This window comes from Brevundimonas sp. C43, from assembly GCF_030732185.1.
Lineage (GTDB): Bacteria > Pseudomonadota > Alphaproteobacteria > Caulobacterales > Caulobacteraceae > Brevundimonas > Brevundimonas diminuta_C.
The window spans coordinates 684,724-700,156 of the sequence record NZ_CP132231.1; the positions used below are offsets into that span (position 1 = coordinate 684,724).

The 15,433-nt window shown below is 67.6% G+C and carries 14 protein-coding genes and 2 tRNA genes; 8 read left to right on the forward strand and 8 right to left on the reverse strand.

Features of this window, described 5'->3' with window-relative positions:
* Positions 1–13: 13 nt before the first annotated feature.
* Positions 14–625 (reverse strand): TIGR02466 family protein, encoded by a 612-nt coding sequence (locus Q9R14_RS03380; RefSeq protein WP_242076764.1) that lies wholly within the window; start codon positions 623–625, stop codon positions 14–16.
* 87 nt (positions 626–712) lie between these two features.
* Between Q9R14_RS03380 and Q9R14_RS03385 the strand changes: the two genes are divergently transcribed.
* Positions 713–2,674 (forward strand): biotin carboxylase N-terminal domain-containing protein, encoded by a 1,962-nt coding sequence (locus Q9R14_RS03385; protein ID WP_306003500.1) that lies wholly within the window; start codon positions 713–715, stop codon positions 2,672–2,674.
* Here Q9R14_RS03385 and Q9R14_RS03390 read toward each other — a convergent pair.
* Positions 2,671–2,961 (reverse strand): putative quinol monooxygenase, encoded by a 291-nt coding sequence (locus Q9R14_RS03390; RefSeq protein WP_039247635.1) that lies wholly within the window; start codon positions 2,959–2,961, stop codon positions 2,671–2,673. The genes Q9R14_RS03385 and Q9R14_RS03390 overlap by 4 nt on opposite strands.
* A gap of 104 nt (positions 2,962–3,065) precedes the next feature.
* Between Q9R14_RS03390 and Q9R14_RS03395 the strand changes: the two genes are divergently transcribed.
* From Q9R14_RS03395 to Q9R14_RS03410, 4 genes are all read left to right on the forward strand, one after another.
* On the forward strand, positions 3,066–3,464 hold the full coding sequence (locus tag Q9R14_RS03395) for a DUF1489 domain-containing protein (RefSeq protein WP_306003501.1): 399 nt from the start codon (positions 3,066–3,068) through the stop codon (positions 3,462–3,464).
* 63 nt (positions 3,465–3,527) lie between these two features.
* Entirely contained in the window at positions 3,528–4,874 is a 1,347-nt protein-coding gene (locus Q9R14_RS03400; RefSeq protein ID WP_371929778.1) for an MATE family efflux transporter, read from the forward strand.
* 54 nt (positions 4,875–4,928) lie between these two features.
* Positions 4,929–6,632, forward strand: a complete 1,704-nt coding sequence (gene metG, locus Q9R14_RS03405) for a methionine--tRNA ligase (RefSeq protein WP_306003503.1) — start codon at positions 4,929–4,931, stop codon at positions 6,630–6,632.
* A 17-nt stretch (positions 6,633–6,649) separates the two neighbouring features.
* Positions 6,650–7,363 carry a 2OG-Fe(II) oxygenase family protein gene (locus Q9R14_RS03410; protein WP_306003504.1) on the forward strand — a complete coding sequence of 238 codons (714 nt, stop codon included), beginning with the start codon at positions 6,650–6,652 and terminating at the stop codon, positions 7,361–7,363.
* Here Q9R14_RS03410 and Q9R14_RS03415 read toward each other — a convergent pair whose 3' ends face one another.
* The 3 genes from Q9R14_RS03415 to rlmB are packed head-to-tail and all read right to left on the reverse strand — an operon-like array spanning position 7,364 to position 9,421.
* Complete coding sequence (locus Q9R14_RS03415; RefSeq protein ID WP_306003505.1) at positions 7,364–7,702, reverse strand: rhodanese-like domain-containing protein; 339 nt, start codon at positions 7,700–7,702, stop codon at positions 7,364–7,366.
* Positions 7,699–8,505, reverse strand: coding sequence for a TerC family protein (locus Q9R14_RS03420; RefSeq protein ID WP_306003506.1), 807 nt, complete (start codon positions 8,503–8,505; stop codon positions 7,699–7,701). Before Q9R14_RS03420 ends, Q9R14_RS03415 begins: the two co-directional genes overlap by 4 nt.
* Before the next feature lie 31 nt (positions 8,506–8,536).
* On the reverse strand, positions 8,537–9,421 hold the full coding sequence (gene rlmB / locus Q9R14_RS03425) for a 23S rRNA (guanosine(2251)-2'-O)-methyltransferase RlmB (RefSeq protein ID WP_306003507.1): 885 nt from the start codon (positions 9,419–9,421) through the stop codon (positions 8,537–8,539).
* Positions 9,422–9,570: 149 nt separating this feature from the next.
* Here rlmB and Q9R14_RS03430 point away from each other — a divergent pair.
* From Q9R14_RS03430 to tuf, 3 genes are all read left to right on the forward strand, one after another.
* Positions 9,571–9,654 (forward strand) — tRNA-Tyr (locus Q9R14_RS03430).
* An 81-nt stretch (positions 9,655–9,735) separates the two neighbouring features.
* Positions 9,736–9,809: transfer RNA gene (locus Q9R14_RS03435), tRNA-Gly, on the forward strand.
* A 64-nt stretch (positions 9,810–9,873) separates the two neighbouring features.
* The gene (gene tuf, locus Q9R14_RS03440) at positions 9,874–11,064 is read left to right on the forward strand and encodes an elongation factor Tu (protein WP_017506879.1); all 1,191 of its coding nucleotides are present in this window, start codon (positions 9,874–9,876) and stop codon (positions 11,062–11,064) included.
* Between the two features lie 262 nt (positions 11,065–11,326).
* Here the strand turns inward: tuf and Q9R14_RS03445 are convergent, their stop codons facing one another.
* The 3 genes from Q9R14_RS03445 to Q9R14_RS03455 all read right to left on the reverse strand — a co-directional run bounded on the left by Q9R14_RS03445 (position 11,327) and on the right by Q9R14_RS03455 (position 15,373).
* Positions 11,327–12,214: a pentapeptide repeat-containing protein gene (locus tag Q9R14_RS03445; protein ID WP_039247899.1), complete on the reverse strand. Its 888-nt coding sequence runs from the start codon at positions 12,212–12,214 to the stop codon at positions 11,327–11,329.
* An 81-nt stretch (positions 12,215–12,295) separates the two neighbouring features.
* Positions 12,296–12,787, reverse strand: a complete 492-nt coding sequence (locus tag Q9R14_RS03450; RefSeq protein WP_017506525.1) for a pentapeptide repeat-containing protein — start codon at positions 12,785–12,787, stop codon at positions 12,296–12,298.
* Between the two features lie 57 nt (positions 12,788–12,844).
* Positions 12,845–15,373, reverse strand: a complete 2,529-nt coding sequence (locus tag Q9R14_RS03455; protein WP_306003508.1) for a TSCPD domain-containing protein — start codon at positions 15,371–15,373, stop codon at positions 12,845–12,847.
* Positions 15,374–15,433: the final 60 nt, after the last annotated feature.

The following is a 15,433-nucleotide window of genomic DNA, read 5'->3' on the forward strand; positions in this document are numbered from 1 at the left end:
ACGGCGGCCGATTTCACGCGTAGTTGAAGCTGATCGAAATCCGGTCGGCCTTGGCCAGATTGGTCGGCACCTCGTGCCGCAGCCAGCTTTCCCACATCAGCACCGTGCCTGCCTGAGGCTGCAGATAGACGAACGGCCGCTCGGCCTCGCTCGCCTCATCCGTCACCGACGGTCGGGCCATCATGAAGGGCAGGCGGGGATCTTCCAGCTTTAGCGATGAGGCGCCGTCTGGCACGTCGATATAGACGGTGCCCGACAGGAAGGCGTGCGGGTGGATGTGACCCGTATGGCCGCCGCCGGGCTTCAAGATGTTGACCCACAGATTGTCGAGGCGGGGTTTGCGGGCCAGGTCGAAGTTCAGCGCCTTGGCGTAGGCGACGGCATGACGATCCAGATGGCGCTTCAGCTCGGCGAACTCGGGGAATCGCTGGGGCAGGTCGTTCAGCGATCCGTAGGAGGTATAGCCGCGATAGGCGTTGGCCTTGCACCACCGGCGGCCGGCCTCATCCTCCTCGGCCATCATCCGGATGACGTCGATCAGCTGTGCGTTGAAGTCGGACCAGCCACGCCCTTCGGCGAGGGAGGCTTCATAGACCTGGGTGACGAAGAGGGGGCGCAGGGACATCGGAGGGGCTTAACGCCTGCCGCGTCGCGTGAGAAGGGTCGTGCTCTGCCTCTCGCCTGATGCGCACGATCCGGCTAAGACCGCTTCATGTTCAAGTCCGTCCTTGTCGCCAATCGCGGCGAAATCGCCTGCCGTGTCTTCCGCACCGCCAAGCGGATGGGGATTCGCACCATCGCCGTCTATTCCGAGGCGGACGCCAACGCCCTGCATGTGCGCGAGGCCGACGAGGCGGTGCTGATCGGACCGGCGGCGGCGCGCGAATCCTATCTGGACGGCGCCAAGGTGTTGGCGGCGGCCAAGGCGACCGGCGCAGAGGCGATCCACCCCGGATATGGCTTCCTGAGCGAGAATGCCGACTTCGCCGAGGCCGTCGCGGCGGCGGGCCTGATCTGGATCGGGCCGGACCCGTCCTCGATTCGCGCCATGGGTCTGAAGGACGCGGCCAAGGAGCTGATGATCCAGGCCGGGGTGCCGGTGACGCCCGGCTATCAGGGCGCGGACCAATCGGAAGAGACCCTGACGGCCGAGGCGGCGCGGATCGGCTATCCGGTGCTGATCAAGGCGGTCGCGGGCGGCGGCGGCAAGGGGATGAAACGGGTCGATGATCCGGCCGATTTCGCCGCCGGTCTGGCCAGCGCCAAGCGCGAGGGGGCTGCGGCCTTCGGCGACGACCGGGTGCTGATCGAACGCTACATCACCCGCCCACGCCACATCGAGGTGCAGGTGTTCGGCGACAAGCACGGCGAGGTCGTCCACCTTTATGAGCGCGACTGTTCGCTGCAACGCCGCCACCAGAAGGTGATCGAAGAGGCGCCCGCGCCGGGCATGAGCGAGGCCGTGCGCGCCGCCGTGACCGGGGCCGCGATCAAGGCGGCCCGGGCGGTCAACTATGTCGGGGCCGGGACCATCGAGTTCATCGCCGACGCCTCGGACGGGCTGAAGGCGGACGGCGTCTGGTTCATGGAGATGAACACCCGGCTGCAGGTCGAGCATCCCGTGACCGAGAGCGTGACGGGCGTCGATCTGGTCGAGTGGCAGTTCCGCGTTGCCGCGGGCGAGCCGGTCCCCCTGAAGCAGGCCGAGATCCAGCTGAACGGCTGGGCCATGGAGGCGCGGCTGTATGCCGAGGATCCGGCCAACGGATTCCTGCCTTCCATCGGCAAGCTGGAGCATTTCGTCATGCCTGAAGGCATCCGCGTCGATACCGGCGTGGAGCAGGGCGGCGAGGTCAGCCAGTTCTATGATCCGATGATCGCCAAGCTGATCGTGCATGAGGACACGCGCGAGGAGGCGGCGGCGCGGCTGGCCGAGGCGGCGGGCGAGGTCGAGGTCTGGCCGGTCAAGGCCAACGCAGGCTTCCTGAAACGCTGTCTGGAGCACCCGCGCTTCGTCGCAGGCGACGTGGACACGGGCTTCATCGCGGCGGAGGAGGCGGCGTTGCAGCCGCAGCCGTCCGACGAAGCGACGCTGGCGGCCCTGACCCTGATTGCGGAAGCAGCGGCGGATGCCGTCGAGGCGCGTTCCGACCGGTTCAGCCCTTGGGGCGGCCAGCCGGGCCTGTCCTATGGCGTGCGCCTGAATGTGCCGGCGCAGACGACCGTCTGGGCCCATGTCGACGGTCAAGGGGTGTCCGCTGCGGTGACGCCCATCGAAACGGGCTGGCGCGGTTCTCAGGGCGAAGTGGCTCATGTCGGGTTCGACCAGGTTCAGGCCGGGGATCGCCTGTTCGGCTATCAGGCCGTTGACGACGGTTTTGTCCTGTTCGTCGATGGCGAGGCGCGTCGCGTCACGCCCTATCGCGCCGCCGTGGGGTCCGGCGCGGGCGCGGTGTCGGATGGCTCGCTGCGCGCGCCCATGCCGGGCAAGATCGTGGCTACGCCGGTCAAGGCCGGCGATGCGGTGACGAAGGGCCAGCCGGTCGTGGTGCTGGAAGCCATGAAGATGGAACACGCCCTGACCGCGCCGTTCGACGGCGTGGTGGAAAGCGTCGCGTCTCTTGGCGACCAGGTCGTCGAGGCGGCCGTGCTGGCGGTGGTGAAGGCGGACTAAAGCCCCACGCCGCCGATCGGGCGCGTCACGACCGTGTCGCCCCATAGCGCGATCAAGCCGAGCGCCGGACGCATCACTCTGGATTCGCGGATCGTGTTGAACCAGGCATCGTGCGAGGCCTTGCTCATCCAGACCTCTGTGACGAGCAGGGCGTCGGCGTCATTCACATCGTGCGCCACGACGTAGCTGTGGCAGCCCGGTCGTTTCACATTGGGATCCAGCAGGCAGAGGCCCAGTTCGTCGCGGCGGCCGGGATGGGCCGTCAGGCGGGTAATCAATCCGTACATACTGGTCCTAAACGCGCTGGGCGAACTGAGCGGCGCGCGATCATGACTAACCCCTTTAGATTAAGAATCTGGCCAATGCGCTTAAGGGGCACTACGTGGGCGCCATGCCGCTTCACATGATCAAGCTGGGCGTCGGGGTGCCGGACGTCGAATGGCTGGAGGCCCGCGCCGCCCGGGGCGGGGCGCTCGTCGTCCACACACGCATGACGCCGAAACGGGCGACCGAGATCGAGGACGGCGGTTCGCTTTACTGGGTGGTGAGGGGGACTATCGTCTGTCGCCAACCGGTTCTGGACATCGCCACCTTCGGCGAGGGCAAGCAAAGCCGATGCGAGATCACGCTCGAACCCAAGGTCATCCGCACCGCGCCCATGGCCCGGCGACCCTTTCAGGGCTGGCGATACTTCGAGCCCAAGGATGCGCCGGTCGATCTGACCGACCTCGACGCCGGCGAGGCGCCTGAGGAACTGGTGCGTCAGCTTCGCGAACTGGGCGCCTGGTAGGCCGAGCCCTCAAAGTTTTTGGGAGTTGACCCCGGCGGGTCGGCGTGGCCTGTGCCGCGTCCGATGATCGCGCTCAGCTCCCAGACCCGTACCGCCTTCCGCGACCTGCTGAACCTGGCATGGCCGGTGATCCTGGCGCGTATCGGCATCATGACCATGGGCCTGACCGACGCCATCGTTGTGGGCAACTATTCCAGCCAGGAGCTGGCGTTCCATTCGCTGGCCTGGGCGCCGACGTCCATCGTGGTGACGACGGCGGTGGGCCTGATGCTGGGCGTGCAGGTGATGACGGCGCGGATGCTGGGCGAGGGGCGTCGGCACGCTGTCGGCTCGGTGCTGCGTCGCGGCCTGACCTATTCGTTGCAGATCGGCGTGGTGTCGATGATCGCCCTGATCGCCATCGGCCCGTGGGGGCTGGGCAAGCTGGGCCTGGAGGACGGTCTGGCGGAGGGCGCCGGGCCTGCCCTGATCGTCTTCGCCCTGTCCATGCCCTTCTATCTGATCTCGGTGACGGGCCAGTTCTTCTTGGAGGCTCTGGGCCGGCCAAAGCCCGGCATGGTCGCCATGTGGGTGGCGAACGGGGTCAATCTGGTGCTGAACATCGTGCTGGTGCCGGACCTGCTCGGCTTCGGCTTCGACGGCGCCTTCGCTTCGGCCTGGGCGACGTTCGGGGCGCGGGCGGCGCTGGCGATCTTTCTGGTGTTCTACATCCTGCGTCTGCCCGAGGCGCGGGCGCTGGGCATCTTCGACAAGCCCGAGCGCGATCCCGAGGCCGCGCGCGAGCAGGTCAAGGTCGGCCTGGGCGCCGGGGCCTCCTACTTCATCGAGGTCGGGGCCTTCTCTGGCTTCACCTTCTTCGCCGGTCAGATCGGCACGGCGGAGACGGCGGCCTGGGCGGTGGTGCTGAACGTCTCGGCGATCGTGTTCATGCTGCCCATGGGTCTGTCGTCGGCGACGGCGGTGCTGGTGGGCCGCAGCTATGGCGCCGGCGACGGGCGAGGGGTGATGCGCGCCGGTCTGGTGGGGCTGGGTGTGGTGACGGCCCTGACATTGGTGGTCGCCCTGCTGGTTTGGCCCAGCGCCCATCTGATCGTCGGCGCCTATAATCGCGATCCGGCGCTGCTGGCCATCGCCGCGCCGGCCCTGGTGCTGGCGACGCTTTTCTTCGTCGCGGACGGCATTCAGGTCGTGGCGGCCCAGGCCAACCGGGCGGCGGGCGACGTCTGGTGGCCCACCATCATGCATTTCGCCGCCTATGGGGCGGTGATGATGCCGCTGGGCTGGGTGCTGGCGCATCAGATGGGCGTGAACGGCCTGGTCTGGGCGGTGGTGATCGCCAGCCTGGCGTCCTCGACCCTGCTGACCGGGCGTTTCATCCGTATTGCGCGCCGTCTGCCGCAAGGCGTTTGAGGAAACCGCGCCGCCGCTCTATATCCCTGCGCTTCCCCGAACACCTGGACGATCATGGCCCGCATCCTCATCACCTCGGCGCTGCCCTACATCAACGGCATCAAGCACCTGGGGAATCTGGCGGGCTCGATGTTGCCGGCCGACGTCTGGGCGCGGTTCAAGCGGGCCCAGGGGCATGAGGTCCTCTATATCTGCGCCACCGATGAGCACGGCACCCCGGCCGAGCTGGCCGCCGCCGCCGCTGGCCAGGATGTGCGGACCTATTGCGACGAGCAGCACGAAATCCAGAAGGCCGCAGGGCAAGCCTTCGGGCTCAGCTACGACTGGTTCGGCCGGTCGTCTAATCCGCAGAACCACCGGTTGACCCAGCATTTCGCCGAGGCGCTGGAGAGGAACGGCCTGATCGAGGAGCGGGTGGATCGGATGATCTATTCGATCGACGACGCCCGCTTCCTGCCCGACCGCTATGTCGAGGGAACCTGCCCCCACTGCGGCCATGTCGGCGCGCGTGGCGATCAGTGCGACAACTGCGGACGGCTGCTGGATCCGACCGACCTGATCGATCCCTATTCGTCGGTGTCGGGCTCCAAGAACCTGGAGGTGCGCGACACGCGTCACCTCTATCTGCTCCAGACCAAGATCGAGCCGGAAATCCGCGCCTGGGTCGACGGCAAGACCGGCTGGCAACAGCTGGCCAAGTCCATCGCCTACAAACATCTGGACGAGGGGCTGATCGACCGGGGCATCACCCGCGACCTGGCCTGGGGCGTGCCGGTGACCAAGGACGGCTTCCCGCGCCCGGGCATGGAGGACAAGGTCTTCTACGTCTGGTTCGACGCCCCCATCGAATACATCGCCGCGACCGAGGAATGGGCCGAGGCGACGGGCGGGTCATGGCGTGACTGGTGGCGTCTGGACGAGGGGGCTGAGGACGTTCGCTATGTCCAGTTCATGGGCAAGGACAACGTCGCCTTCCACACCGTCAGCTTCCCCGCGACCATCATCGGCTCGGGCGAGCCGTGGAAGACGGTGGATCAATTGAAGGCCTTCAACTGGCTGAACTGGTATGGGGGCAAGTTCTCCACCAGCCAGAAGCGCGGCGTCTTCATGGATCAGGCGTTGGAGCTTCTGCCGGCCGATTACTGGCGCTGGCGCCTGACGGCCTATGGGCCCGAGCACGCGGACTCGGCTTTCACCTGGGAGGACTTCCAGGCCTCGACCAACAAGGACCTGGCCGATGTGCTGGGGAACTTCGTCAACCGCATCGTCAAGTTCGCCGAGTCGAAGTTCGACGGCGTCGTGCCGGAGGGCGGCGAACCCGGTCCGGTGGAGATCCAGCTGGAGGCCGACATCAAGGCCGCCGTCGCCGAGGCGACCGAACAGCTGGAGGCGATGGAGTTTAGAAAGGCCGCCGTCGCCATCCGCGCCGCCTGGGTCCTGGGCAACGAGTATCTGCAGGTCGCGGCGCCCTGGACGGCGCTGAAGACTGATCGCGACCGCGCGGCGGTGGGCGTGCGCACGGGTCTGAACCTGGTGGCCCTGTTTGCGCGTCTGGCTGCGCCGATCCTGCCCTTCACCGCGCCCAAGATCGCGGCCTCGGTTGGGGTGGAGGACCTGAGCTGGCCTGCCACCGACGAGGATTTGCTGAACCGTCTGCCGGTCGGCGGCAAGGTCGAAGCTCAGGGCGTGCTGTTCGCCAAGATCGAGGACGCCCAGGTCGCGGAATGGTCCGAACGCTTCGGCGGCGCGGACGCCTGATCCGAAGGGGATAAGCGATGACGCCGACCCTGACGCCCCTGACCGAGGCAGCGCGCGCCGCCATTCGCGAACGGCTGGCGCGCACGGGGCGGGCGCAGATCGACGGCGTCCTGGCGCCAACCGACGCTCAGGCGCTCTACGACGCGGCGACGCGCGCCGACTACAATGTCGTGACGCGACGCGGGACCGGCCATGTCGATCTGCCCGCTGCCTGGCTGGCCTCTCTGACGCCGGATCAGAAGCAGGCGCTGGGTCAGGCGGTGCAGGTCTCGGCCCAGACCGACTTCCAATATCTGTACGACAATCACCCGATCTACGATCTGGTCCAGGCGGGGCAGGCGGCGCCGGTGTGGTCTGATCTGTTGGACTTTCTGAACGGCGAGGCCTTCCTGGGCCTGATGCGGGACGTGACCGGCGAGCCGCAGCTCGCCCTGGCCGATGCGCAACTGACTCGTTATCGCGCCGGCCATTTTCTGACCGAGCATGACGATCACGCCGAGGGCAAAAATCGCTTCTTCGCCAATGTGCTGAACCTGACGCCGGCCTGGCGAATCGAGTGGGGCGGCCTGCTGGCCTTCCATGGCGCCGACGGCAATGTGGCGGAGGCCTTCACGCCGCGCTTCAACACCCTGAATCTGCTGAAGGTGCCGACGCCCCATTCGGTGACACAGGTCGCCCTGTCGGCGGCGGCGGACCGGATTTCGGTCACCGGCTGGCTGCGCGGTCGCTGATCAGTCCTGCTCGGCGAACACGACGGGAAGCCCCGCCGCGTTCCAGGCCTGGATGCCGCCGGTCAGGTTGAACAGCGGCTGACCGTCGGGGCCGGTCGGGCCGACGAAGGCGCAGACCTGGTGGCTGCGGCCGCCCTTCAGGCATTGGACGATGATCTTCTTGTCGGCCGGAAGGTCCAGCGCCTCCCAGGCGGCGGGCATCTGGCTGAGCGGGGCCAGGATCGCGCCGTCGATGCGGGCGGCGGCGAACTCCTCCGGCTCGCGCACATCGATCAGCACCGCTTCGCCGGCCTGCAGCCAGGCGGCGGCCTCTTCGACGGTGACCGTGGCGACGGTCATGGCGCGACCGTCGGTTCGGCGGGTGCCGGCGTCGGGCTGTCCTCTGTGCGCTTCTGGCCCAGGTGTTTGGCCGCTTCCTCGGGACCGATCTCAAGGAAGGCCGGGGCCGAGGCGTTGAACTCGTCCATATGGCCGGTGCGGACCACCACCTGACGGGCGCCGTCCCAGATCATATGCAGGGCGACATAGAGCACGACGACCAGACCGATATAGCCGATCCAGCTGAAGCGATGCAGAAGCTTGGCGATATACGTGGCGGCGACGCCCATCAGGGCGATCGACAGGACCAGGCCGAAGACCATGATCCAGGGGTGTTCGTGCGCGGCGCCGGCGACGGCCAGCACATTGTCCAGCGACATGGTGATATCGGCGACCATAATCTGAACCAGGGCGGCGCCGAAGCTCTTGCGCTTGATGCCCAGTTCCTCGGGCGACGGACCAGAGCCGTGCTCGATGCTCATGGCCAGTTCGAGTTCCTTCTCGGCCTCGGCCTGGTCGTGCGTCGCCTGCTCGCGCAGCTCGCGCCACATCTTCCAGCACACCCACAGCAGCAGAAGGCCGCCGGCCAGCAGCAGGCCGACCAGGGCCAGAAGCTGCACGGTGATCAGCGCAAAGCCGATTCGCATGACGACGGCGGCGGCCAGACCGATCAGAATGGCCTTCTTGCGCTGGTCCTGAGGCAGGGCGGCGGCGGCCAGGCCCACGGCGACGGCGTTGTCGCCGGCCAGGACCAGATCCATCAGCAGGACCTGGCCCAGAGCCGTGGCCTGGCTGGCGAGTTCGGGAGACGAGAGGAATTCCATTTCCGCTCCTTAGCCTCGGTGCGGCGTTCTGTCAGCCGCGTTGCGCGCGCGCCGCTTCATAAAGCGCGACCGCCGCCGCATTGGATACGTTCAGGCTCTCGAATCCGCCCGGCATGGGGATCTTGGCCAGGACGTCGCAATGTTCGGCCACCAGGCGACGGATGCCGTCGCCTTCGGACCCCATGACCAGAACGGTCGGCTGATGATCAAGCGCCTCCTCCAGCGTCTGTTCGCCCGTTCCGTCCAGGCCGACCGCGCGCCAGCCCATATCGGCCAGCCGCTCCAGCGCACGCGACAGATTCGTCACCCGCGCATGGGGTAGGCGTTCGGTGGCGCCGACGGCCGCCTTGGCCAGGGCGCCGGCGAGGGCCGGAGCGTGACGGTCCTGAACGATGATGCCCCGCGCGCCGAACGCCAGGGCCGATCGGAAGATGGCGCCGACGTTCTGAGGGTCGGTCAGCTGATCCAGCATGACGATGACGCCCTCAGCCGGCTCGGCCAGCTCTTCCAGCGACACGCCTTCCAGCGGCTGGACCTTGAAGGCCAGTCCTTGGTGCACGGCGCCGGGGGGCAGCATCCGGGCCAAGGCCTGGATTTCGACCACCTCGATCCTGTGGCCGTTTGCCAGAGCATTGTTCTCGATCTCGGCGGCGCGCTCGGCCGTGGCCAGCAGACGACCCATGCCGCGACGGGCGGGATTCGCCAGAGCGGCCAGAACCGGGTGGCGCCCCCACAGAAAATTATCGGCGTCCGACTTGCCCCGATCGGGCGAACGGGGCTGACGAGGGGTTTCCTCGCGCCGGCCAAACCCTTGCGCAGCGGGCTTTTGACCCTTGTCGCGGGGGCCGTCGGGACGGTTTCCGAAGACCGGTTTTTTACCGCTTTTACGGTCGTTGCGTTCTGATTTCGACGACACTATAAGACGCCCTCCGATTTGGAGCCCCAAGGGCTTTCGGGTCTGGGCGCCCCCTCTATCCTAGAGGAGGCGACAAGCCGAAGGCTTTTGTTTCGTCCCGCTTCTTTATGGGCGGAAACGAGGGGTCCGACGGTTCGACAAGGCGCGCTGGGGGAATGTCCCGAGTGGCAAAGGGGGGGGACTGTAAATCCCCTGCGTAAGCTTCGAAGGTTCGAGTCCTTCTTCCCCCACCACGCGCCTTGACGGATACGACGGATCAGGACGACGGAGAGGAACCGGCTGCGGCGTTCCGAAAGAACTTCCGCAGTCTCCGCGCGGGTATAGCACAATGGTAGTGCAGCAGCCTTCCAAGCTGAGGATGTCGGTTCGATCCCGTCTACCCGCTCCAGGTTTTTAAAAAGATCAGCATCGCGCCCCTCCGCTGACGGACCCGGGCCATCAGGAGTTTGGCCATGGCCAAGGAAAAGTTCGAACGGACGAAGCCGCACTGCAACATCGGCACGATTGGTCACGTTGACCACGGCAAGACGACGTTGACGGCTGCGATCACGATGACGCTGGCGAAGGCCGGCGGCGCGAAGGCGATGAACTACGCCGACATCGACGCTGCGCCGGAAGAGAAGGCGCGCGGTATCACGATCAACACCGCGCACGTGGAATATGAGACGGCCAACCGTCACTACGCCCACGTCGACTGCCCCGGCCACGCCGACTATGTGAAGAACATGATCACCGGCGCGGCGCAGATGGACGGCGCGATCCTGGTGGTGTCGGCCGCTGACGGCCCGATGCCGCAGACCCGCGAGCACATCCTGCTGGCCCGTCAGGTCGGCGTGCCGGCCCTGGTGGTCTTCATGAACAAGGTCGACCTGGTCGACGACGAAGAACTGCTGGAACTGGTCGAGATGGAAGTGCGCGAGCTGCTGAGCAGCTACCAGTTCCCCGGCGACGACATTCCGATCACCAAGGGTTCGGCCAAGGCCGCGACCGACGGCGTGAACCCGGAAATCGGCGAACAGCGCGTTCTGGCCCTGATGGAAACCGTCGACGCCTACATCCCGCAGCCGGAGCGTCCGGTCGACCTGCCGTTCCTGATGCCGGTCGAAGACGTGTTCTCGATCTCGGGCCGCGGCACCGTGGTCACGGGCCGCGTCGAGAAGGGCATCATCAAGGTCGGTGAGGAAGTCGAGATCGTCGGCATCCGTCCGGTCCAGAAGACGACCTGCACGGGCGTGGAAATGTTCCGCAAGCTGCTGGACCAAGGTCAAGCGGGCGACAACGTCGGCGTTCTGCTGCGCGGCACCAAGCGTGAAGACGTCGAGCGCGGCCAGGTTCTGTGCAAGCCGGGCTCCATCACCCCGCACACCAAGTTCCTGGCCGAAGCCTACATCCTGACCAAGGAAGAAGGCGGTCGTCACACCCCGTTCTTCACGAACTATCGCCCGCAGTTCTACTTCCGCACGACGGACGTGACCGGCATCGTTCAGCTGAAGGAAGGCGTCGAGATGATCATGCCGGGCGACAACGCCGAGCTGAACGTCGAGCTGATCACCCCGATCGCGATGGACCAGGGCCTGCGCTTCGCCATCCGTGAAGGCGGCCGCACCGTCGGCGCCGGCGTCGTGGCCAAGATCATCGCCTAAGCTAAACGGCCTCAAGCCGCGCGCCTCCGCGAGGCGCGCATAGGCCAAAGACAAAGTAGCGTAACAGAACGGCCCCCGGAGCAATCCGGGGGCCGTTTTGCTGTCTAGGTGATCGGCAGACTGAATGAGCCACGGCAGCCGCCAAGACGGCATTGGGCCGCGTCTTGCTGCGGTCCGGTTGGGCTTGGGGCCGCTCCGGCTTCGGGATCGCTGACGAGTTTTGTGAGTGGTCCCGCCCTGAAGCGAGGAGCGCCTGGGCGCGCTAGTTCTGCGCGTTGACGAAGTTGCGCACGCGGGGCGGGACCGGCGGCGTGGGCGGAGTACGGATCACGCGGATCGAGCTGCTGCGGCAGGCTTGAGGCGTCAGGCGGCCGGGCAGGCGGGTCGAGCCGTCGCCGCAGGCTTCGCTGATCTGGTCTTGGGTCAGGCCGCGCGCGCCCGACAGGTCGGCGCCGCGAATGTCCGTGCGACGCAGCGAGGCGTTGGAAAAGTCGGCGCGCGAGAAGCTGCCGCCGGTCAACCGCGCCCCATCCAGGCTGGCGTTCGAAAAGTCCGCGCTGGAGAAATCGCCGCCCGAAAGGTTCGAGGCCGTGACTTCGGCATTGGAAAAGTTGGCGCCGGACGCCCGGACATTGGCCAGGGTGGCGCCGAACAGTTCCGAGTTGGAGAAGTTGGCTCCAGACAGGGTGGCGCCGGTGAAGTTAACCCCGTGCATCTCGCTGCCGGATAGGTTGGCGCGGGTCAGGTTGGCGCGAACGAAGGACGACCCTTGCGCCTCGGCCCCATTGATCTGCGCCCCGGTGAAGTTGGCCAGAGTGAAGTTGGCGCCGACGATCTCGACGCCGCCCATGTTGGCGCGGCTGAAATCACTGCCGGTGAAGTTCGAGCCCATCATCTCGGCGCCGCGTAGATTGGCGCCGACCAAGGTGGCGTTCATGAAGCTGGCGCCGGTGAAGGTGGCGCCCGACAGATTGCGGCCGGACAGTTCGCAGCGGTTGCACGATCCGCCCAGCGACACCGAACGGGCCACATCGCGGTCCTGCATCGACATCTCGACCCCGGCGAAGGCGGGGGAGGCGGCGAGCGCCAGTCCCAGCGTCAGCAGGGCCAATGTGGGGCGGACCCGGATATGTTCAGCGATCTGTTTCACGCACTCTGAATGCCTCGAAAGCCGGGCGACACCTACTTAAATCGAGGTAACTTCATGAAATCGAGGCAAGGTCGGCGCCGCTCAGCATGCCGGAATGCGCAAGCCCCGAGGCAGGACGGTGGAGCCGTCGCCGCAGGCCCGGTTCAGTTGGGCCTGGGTCAGGCCTGTGGCCCGCGCCAGCTGGGCGCCCGACAGATTGGTCCCCGACAGGGTCGCGCCGGCGAAGCTGGCCCCCTCCAGATAGGCGCCGACGAAGCTGGCGTTGGTCAGGTTGGCGCGCGAGAAGTTGGAGCCGGAGAAGACGCCGCCATAGGCCTCGACGTCGCGCATGTCGGTGTTTGAGAAGCGCGTGCGGTTCATGACGCTGAGGCTGAGGTCCGCCTGACGCAGGCGTGAGCCGGCCAGGTTCAGCCCCCGCGCCTCCAGCCCCGAAAAGTCACCCTGAAAAAGATTGCAACCGGCGCAGGAGGCGCCGCGCCGCACGCTGGCGATCTGGCCCGCGTTCTGGGCCAGCGCAGGCGCGGCGACGGCCAGCAGGGCGGCGATCAGGCCGAGGGAAAGTGTGCGTTTCATGGACCGGGCTCCGACGTTCGATCGTCTGTCAGCAAACCCTAGGCCATAACCCTTAACCTAGCCCTGATCGCCGCCCTGAAGCGCCGAGGCCGCCCCGCAGGTGTCGCAGACCCAGGCGGCGCCGCGTTGCTGCAGGCTGAAATCGCCGCAGGCGGGGCAGGCGACGGCCTCGCTGTTGGCGGCGGCGCGGGCTTCCGGCTCGCCCTTCTTGCCGAAGGGCAGGACGACCAGGTTGTCGGGCGCGGAACCGCGCGCGAACCCTTTTGAGATGAAGCGGGCGGCGGGCACGGCCGCGTTGGCGTCGGGTTTGCCGTCCCCCAGTCCATCCGCGTTCAGGTCGTCGGTCCCGGCATTGGCCAGCTCGACGCGGTCCAGATAGGAGACGCCCAGTTCGCGGAAGATGTAGTCCAGGATCGAGGTCGCCGACTTGATGGAATCGTTGCCGGTGACGCGGCCGGCCGGCTCGAACCGGGTGAAGACGAAGGCGTCCACGAACTCGTCCAGCGGCACGCCGTATTGCAGGCCGATCGAGATGGCGATGGCGAAGTTGTTCATCAGGCTGCGGAAGGCGGCGCCTTCCTTGTGCATGTCGATGAAGATCTCACCCAGTTCGCCGTCTTCGTATTCGCCGGTGTGGATATAGACCTTGTGGCCCCCGACGGCGGCCTTCTGGATATAGCCCTTGCGCCGGTCGGGCAGTTTGCGGCGCGCGCGTTCGCGCTCGACCACGCGTTCGACGACCCGTTCCGTCGGAGCCGGGCGAGGGGCTTCGCGGGCCGGCTCGGGGCGGGCGGCGTCGATGTTTGGCAGGGACAGCAGCGGGCCGACGGGCGGCGCGGCGCGCGACAGGCGAAGGGCGCGGCGGCCGTCCAGCGCACCTTGGCTCAACAGGCGTGCGGCCTGGGTGGAGGTCGTGCGCCAGTCTATCGGTTCGATCGCGAGGTCCGGCATGTCGCTGAACGGCTCGACGGCGCGCCGCAGCTCGGCCGCCGCCGCCGCCGGATCGGCCAGCAGGGCGGCGACGGACGCCGGCGCCTCGGGCCAGTCGCGCAGATCGCCATGACCGAAGACCCAGCGCGTCGCCGCTGTCTCCGCCTCTTCCGACACGCCCAGCAGGGTCAGCAGCAGACCATCGCCGTCTTCCACACCCAGGACGTCGCGGATGAAGCCGGGATCCAGGACGGGGGCGGCGAAGACCGTGTCGAAATCCTCGGCCCAGCCCAGGGCGGTCTCGATGGCCGCCAGTTCGATGTCCGTGAAGCCCAGGGCGCGCAGGGCTGTGTGGTCGATGCCTGGCGCCTCGACAAGTGTACGACGACCGAAGGTCCACCGCTCCGCCGCCTCCACATCGCCGCCCGCTGCGGAGATGGCCGAGGCAAGCGCGGGGTGCAGCCGGCGACCGATCTCGCCGTCCGCCGTCTGGAACACGTCGACCGCCGCGACGCGACCCAGGCCCAGTCGCAGCCGCGCCTCCGCATCCTCGACGAACAGGCCGATGGCCGAATGGCGACGCGGCGTCTCCGGGTCTTCCCAGTCGGGGCAGGGGCCGCGCAGGCTCGCCAGTTCGGCCGAGGTCTTCGCCGCGGTCGCCGCGACTACTTCGGCGAACGCCTTCGCTTGATCTGTCCGGTCGCCGTGCGCCACGAGAGCCTCCAAAAGGCCGTCCAATCCTAGCGCGATGGGACCGGGCCGCGTGGACTGTAGGTCCAGCGCCACCGTCAGCAGGCGGGTCAGATCCGTCAGATTGGTCGCCATGTGTCCGTCGAGCGCCAGGACGGCGCCTAGGTCGATCAAGGCCCGCGCGGTGTGCGCCGTCGCGGTCTCCGCATCGCGCGGGTCGAAGGCGACGATCAAACTGCCGTCCAGCGCCGCCTCGGCCGCCAGTAAGGCTTCGGGCGCGCCCGCCGCGATCTGGGTCCGGTCCGCCAGGGCGACCAGAGGCGCGCCTTCGACCACCGGTTCCAGGGCCATTGTGGGCCGTTCGCCGTCGACGGCTCTCAGGATATCGGCATCGCTGGCGCCGCACCGCCGCGCCAAGGCCGCCGCCCGGCCCAGGGCCGGATTGCGCGAAGGGTCGCCGCAGTCGCCGCGCGGGCCTTCGCAGCGATCCACCGCATCGGCCACGCCCGCCAGCGCCTCGGCCAGGGCGTCGGCCGCCTGGGCCCCCAGGCGCGCGGCCGCGCGCCGCCCGGCGTGCGCCTTCAGCCGCGCCGCCGCGCCGGGATCGTTCAGATCGATGACGCCGACGGCCGCCGGGCCAGACGCCGCCGGCGTCACCAGGCCCAGCCTGAAGGCGCCTGACAGCTCTTCGACGAACGCAGCGGCCTCGGCCCGGTCGAACACCCCCTCGGCCACGCCCGTGGCGGCCAGCCGTTCGGCCCAGGCGTCGACGCCGCCGTTCAGCCAGTCGCCCGACAGGGGCGTTGCAAACCCCTCGGCCTCGACCCAGTCCAGCCAGGCCTCGATCCGGACGTCGGACCAGCCGGCGGGGGCCAGGACCTGTTGCACGCCGGATAGGCGCTCGATGGCGCGGGTCTCCATCGCGACTCGTTCGGCCCGAGCGGCGAAGCCGGATTGAAAGCGCATGGCGGCGTCTCTCCGAAAGGTTCGGGCAAGCCTAGGATGCGCTCGCGCCTCAGCCAATAC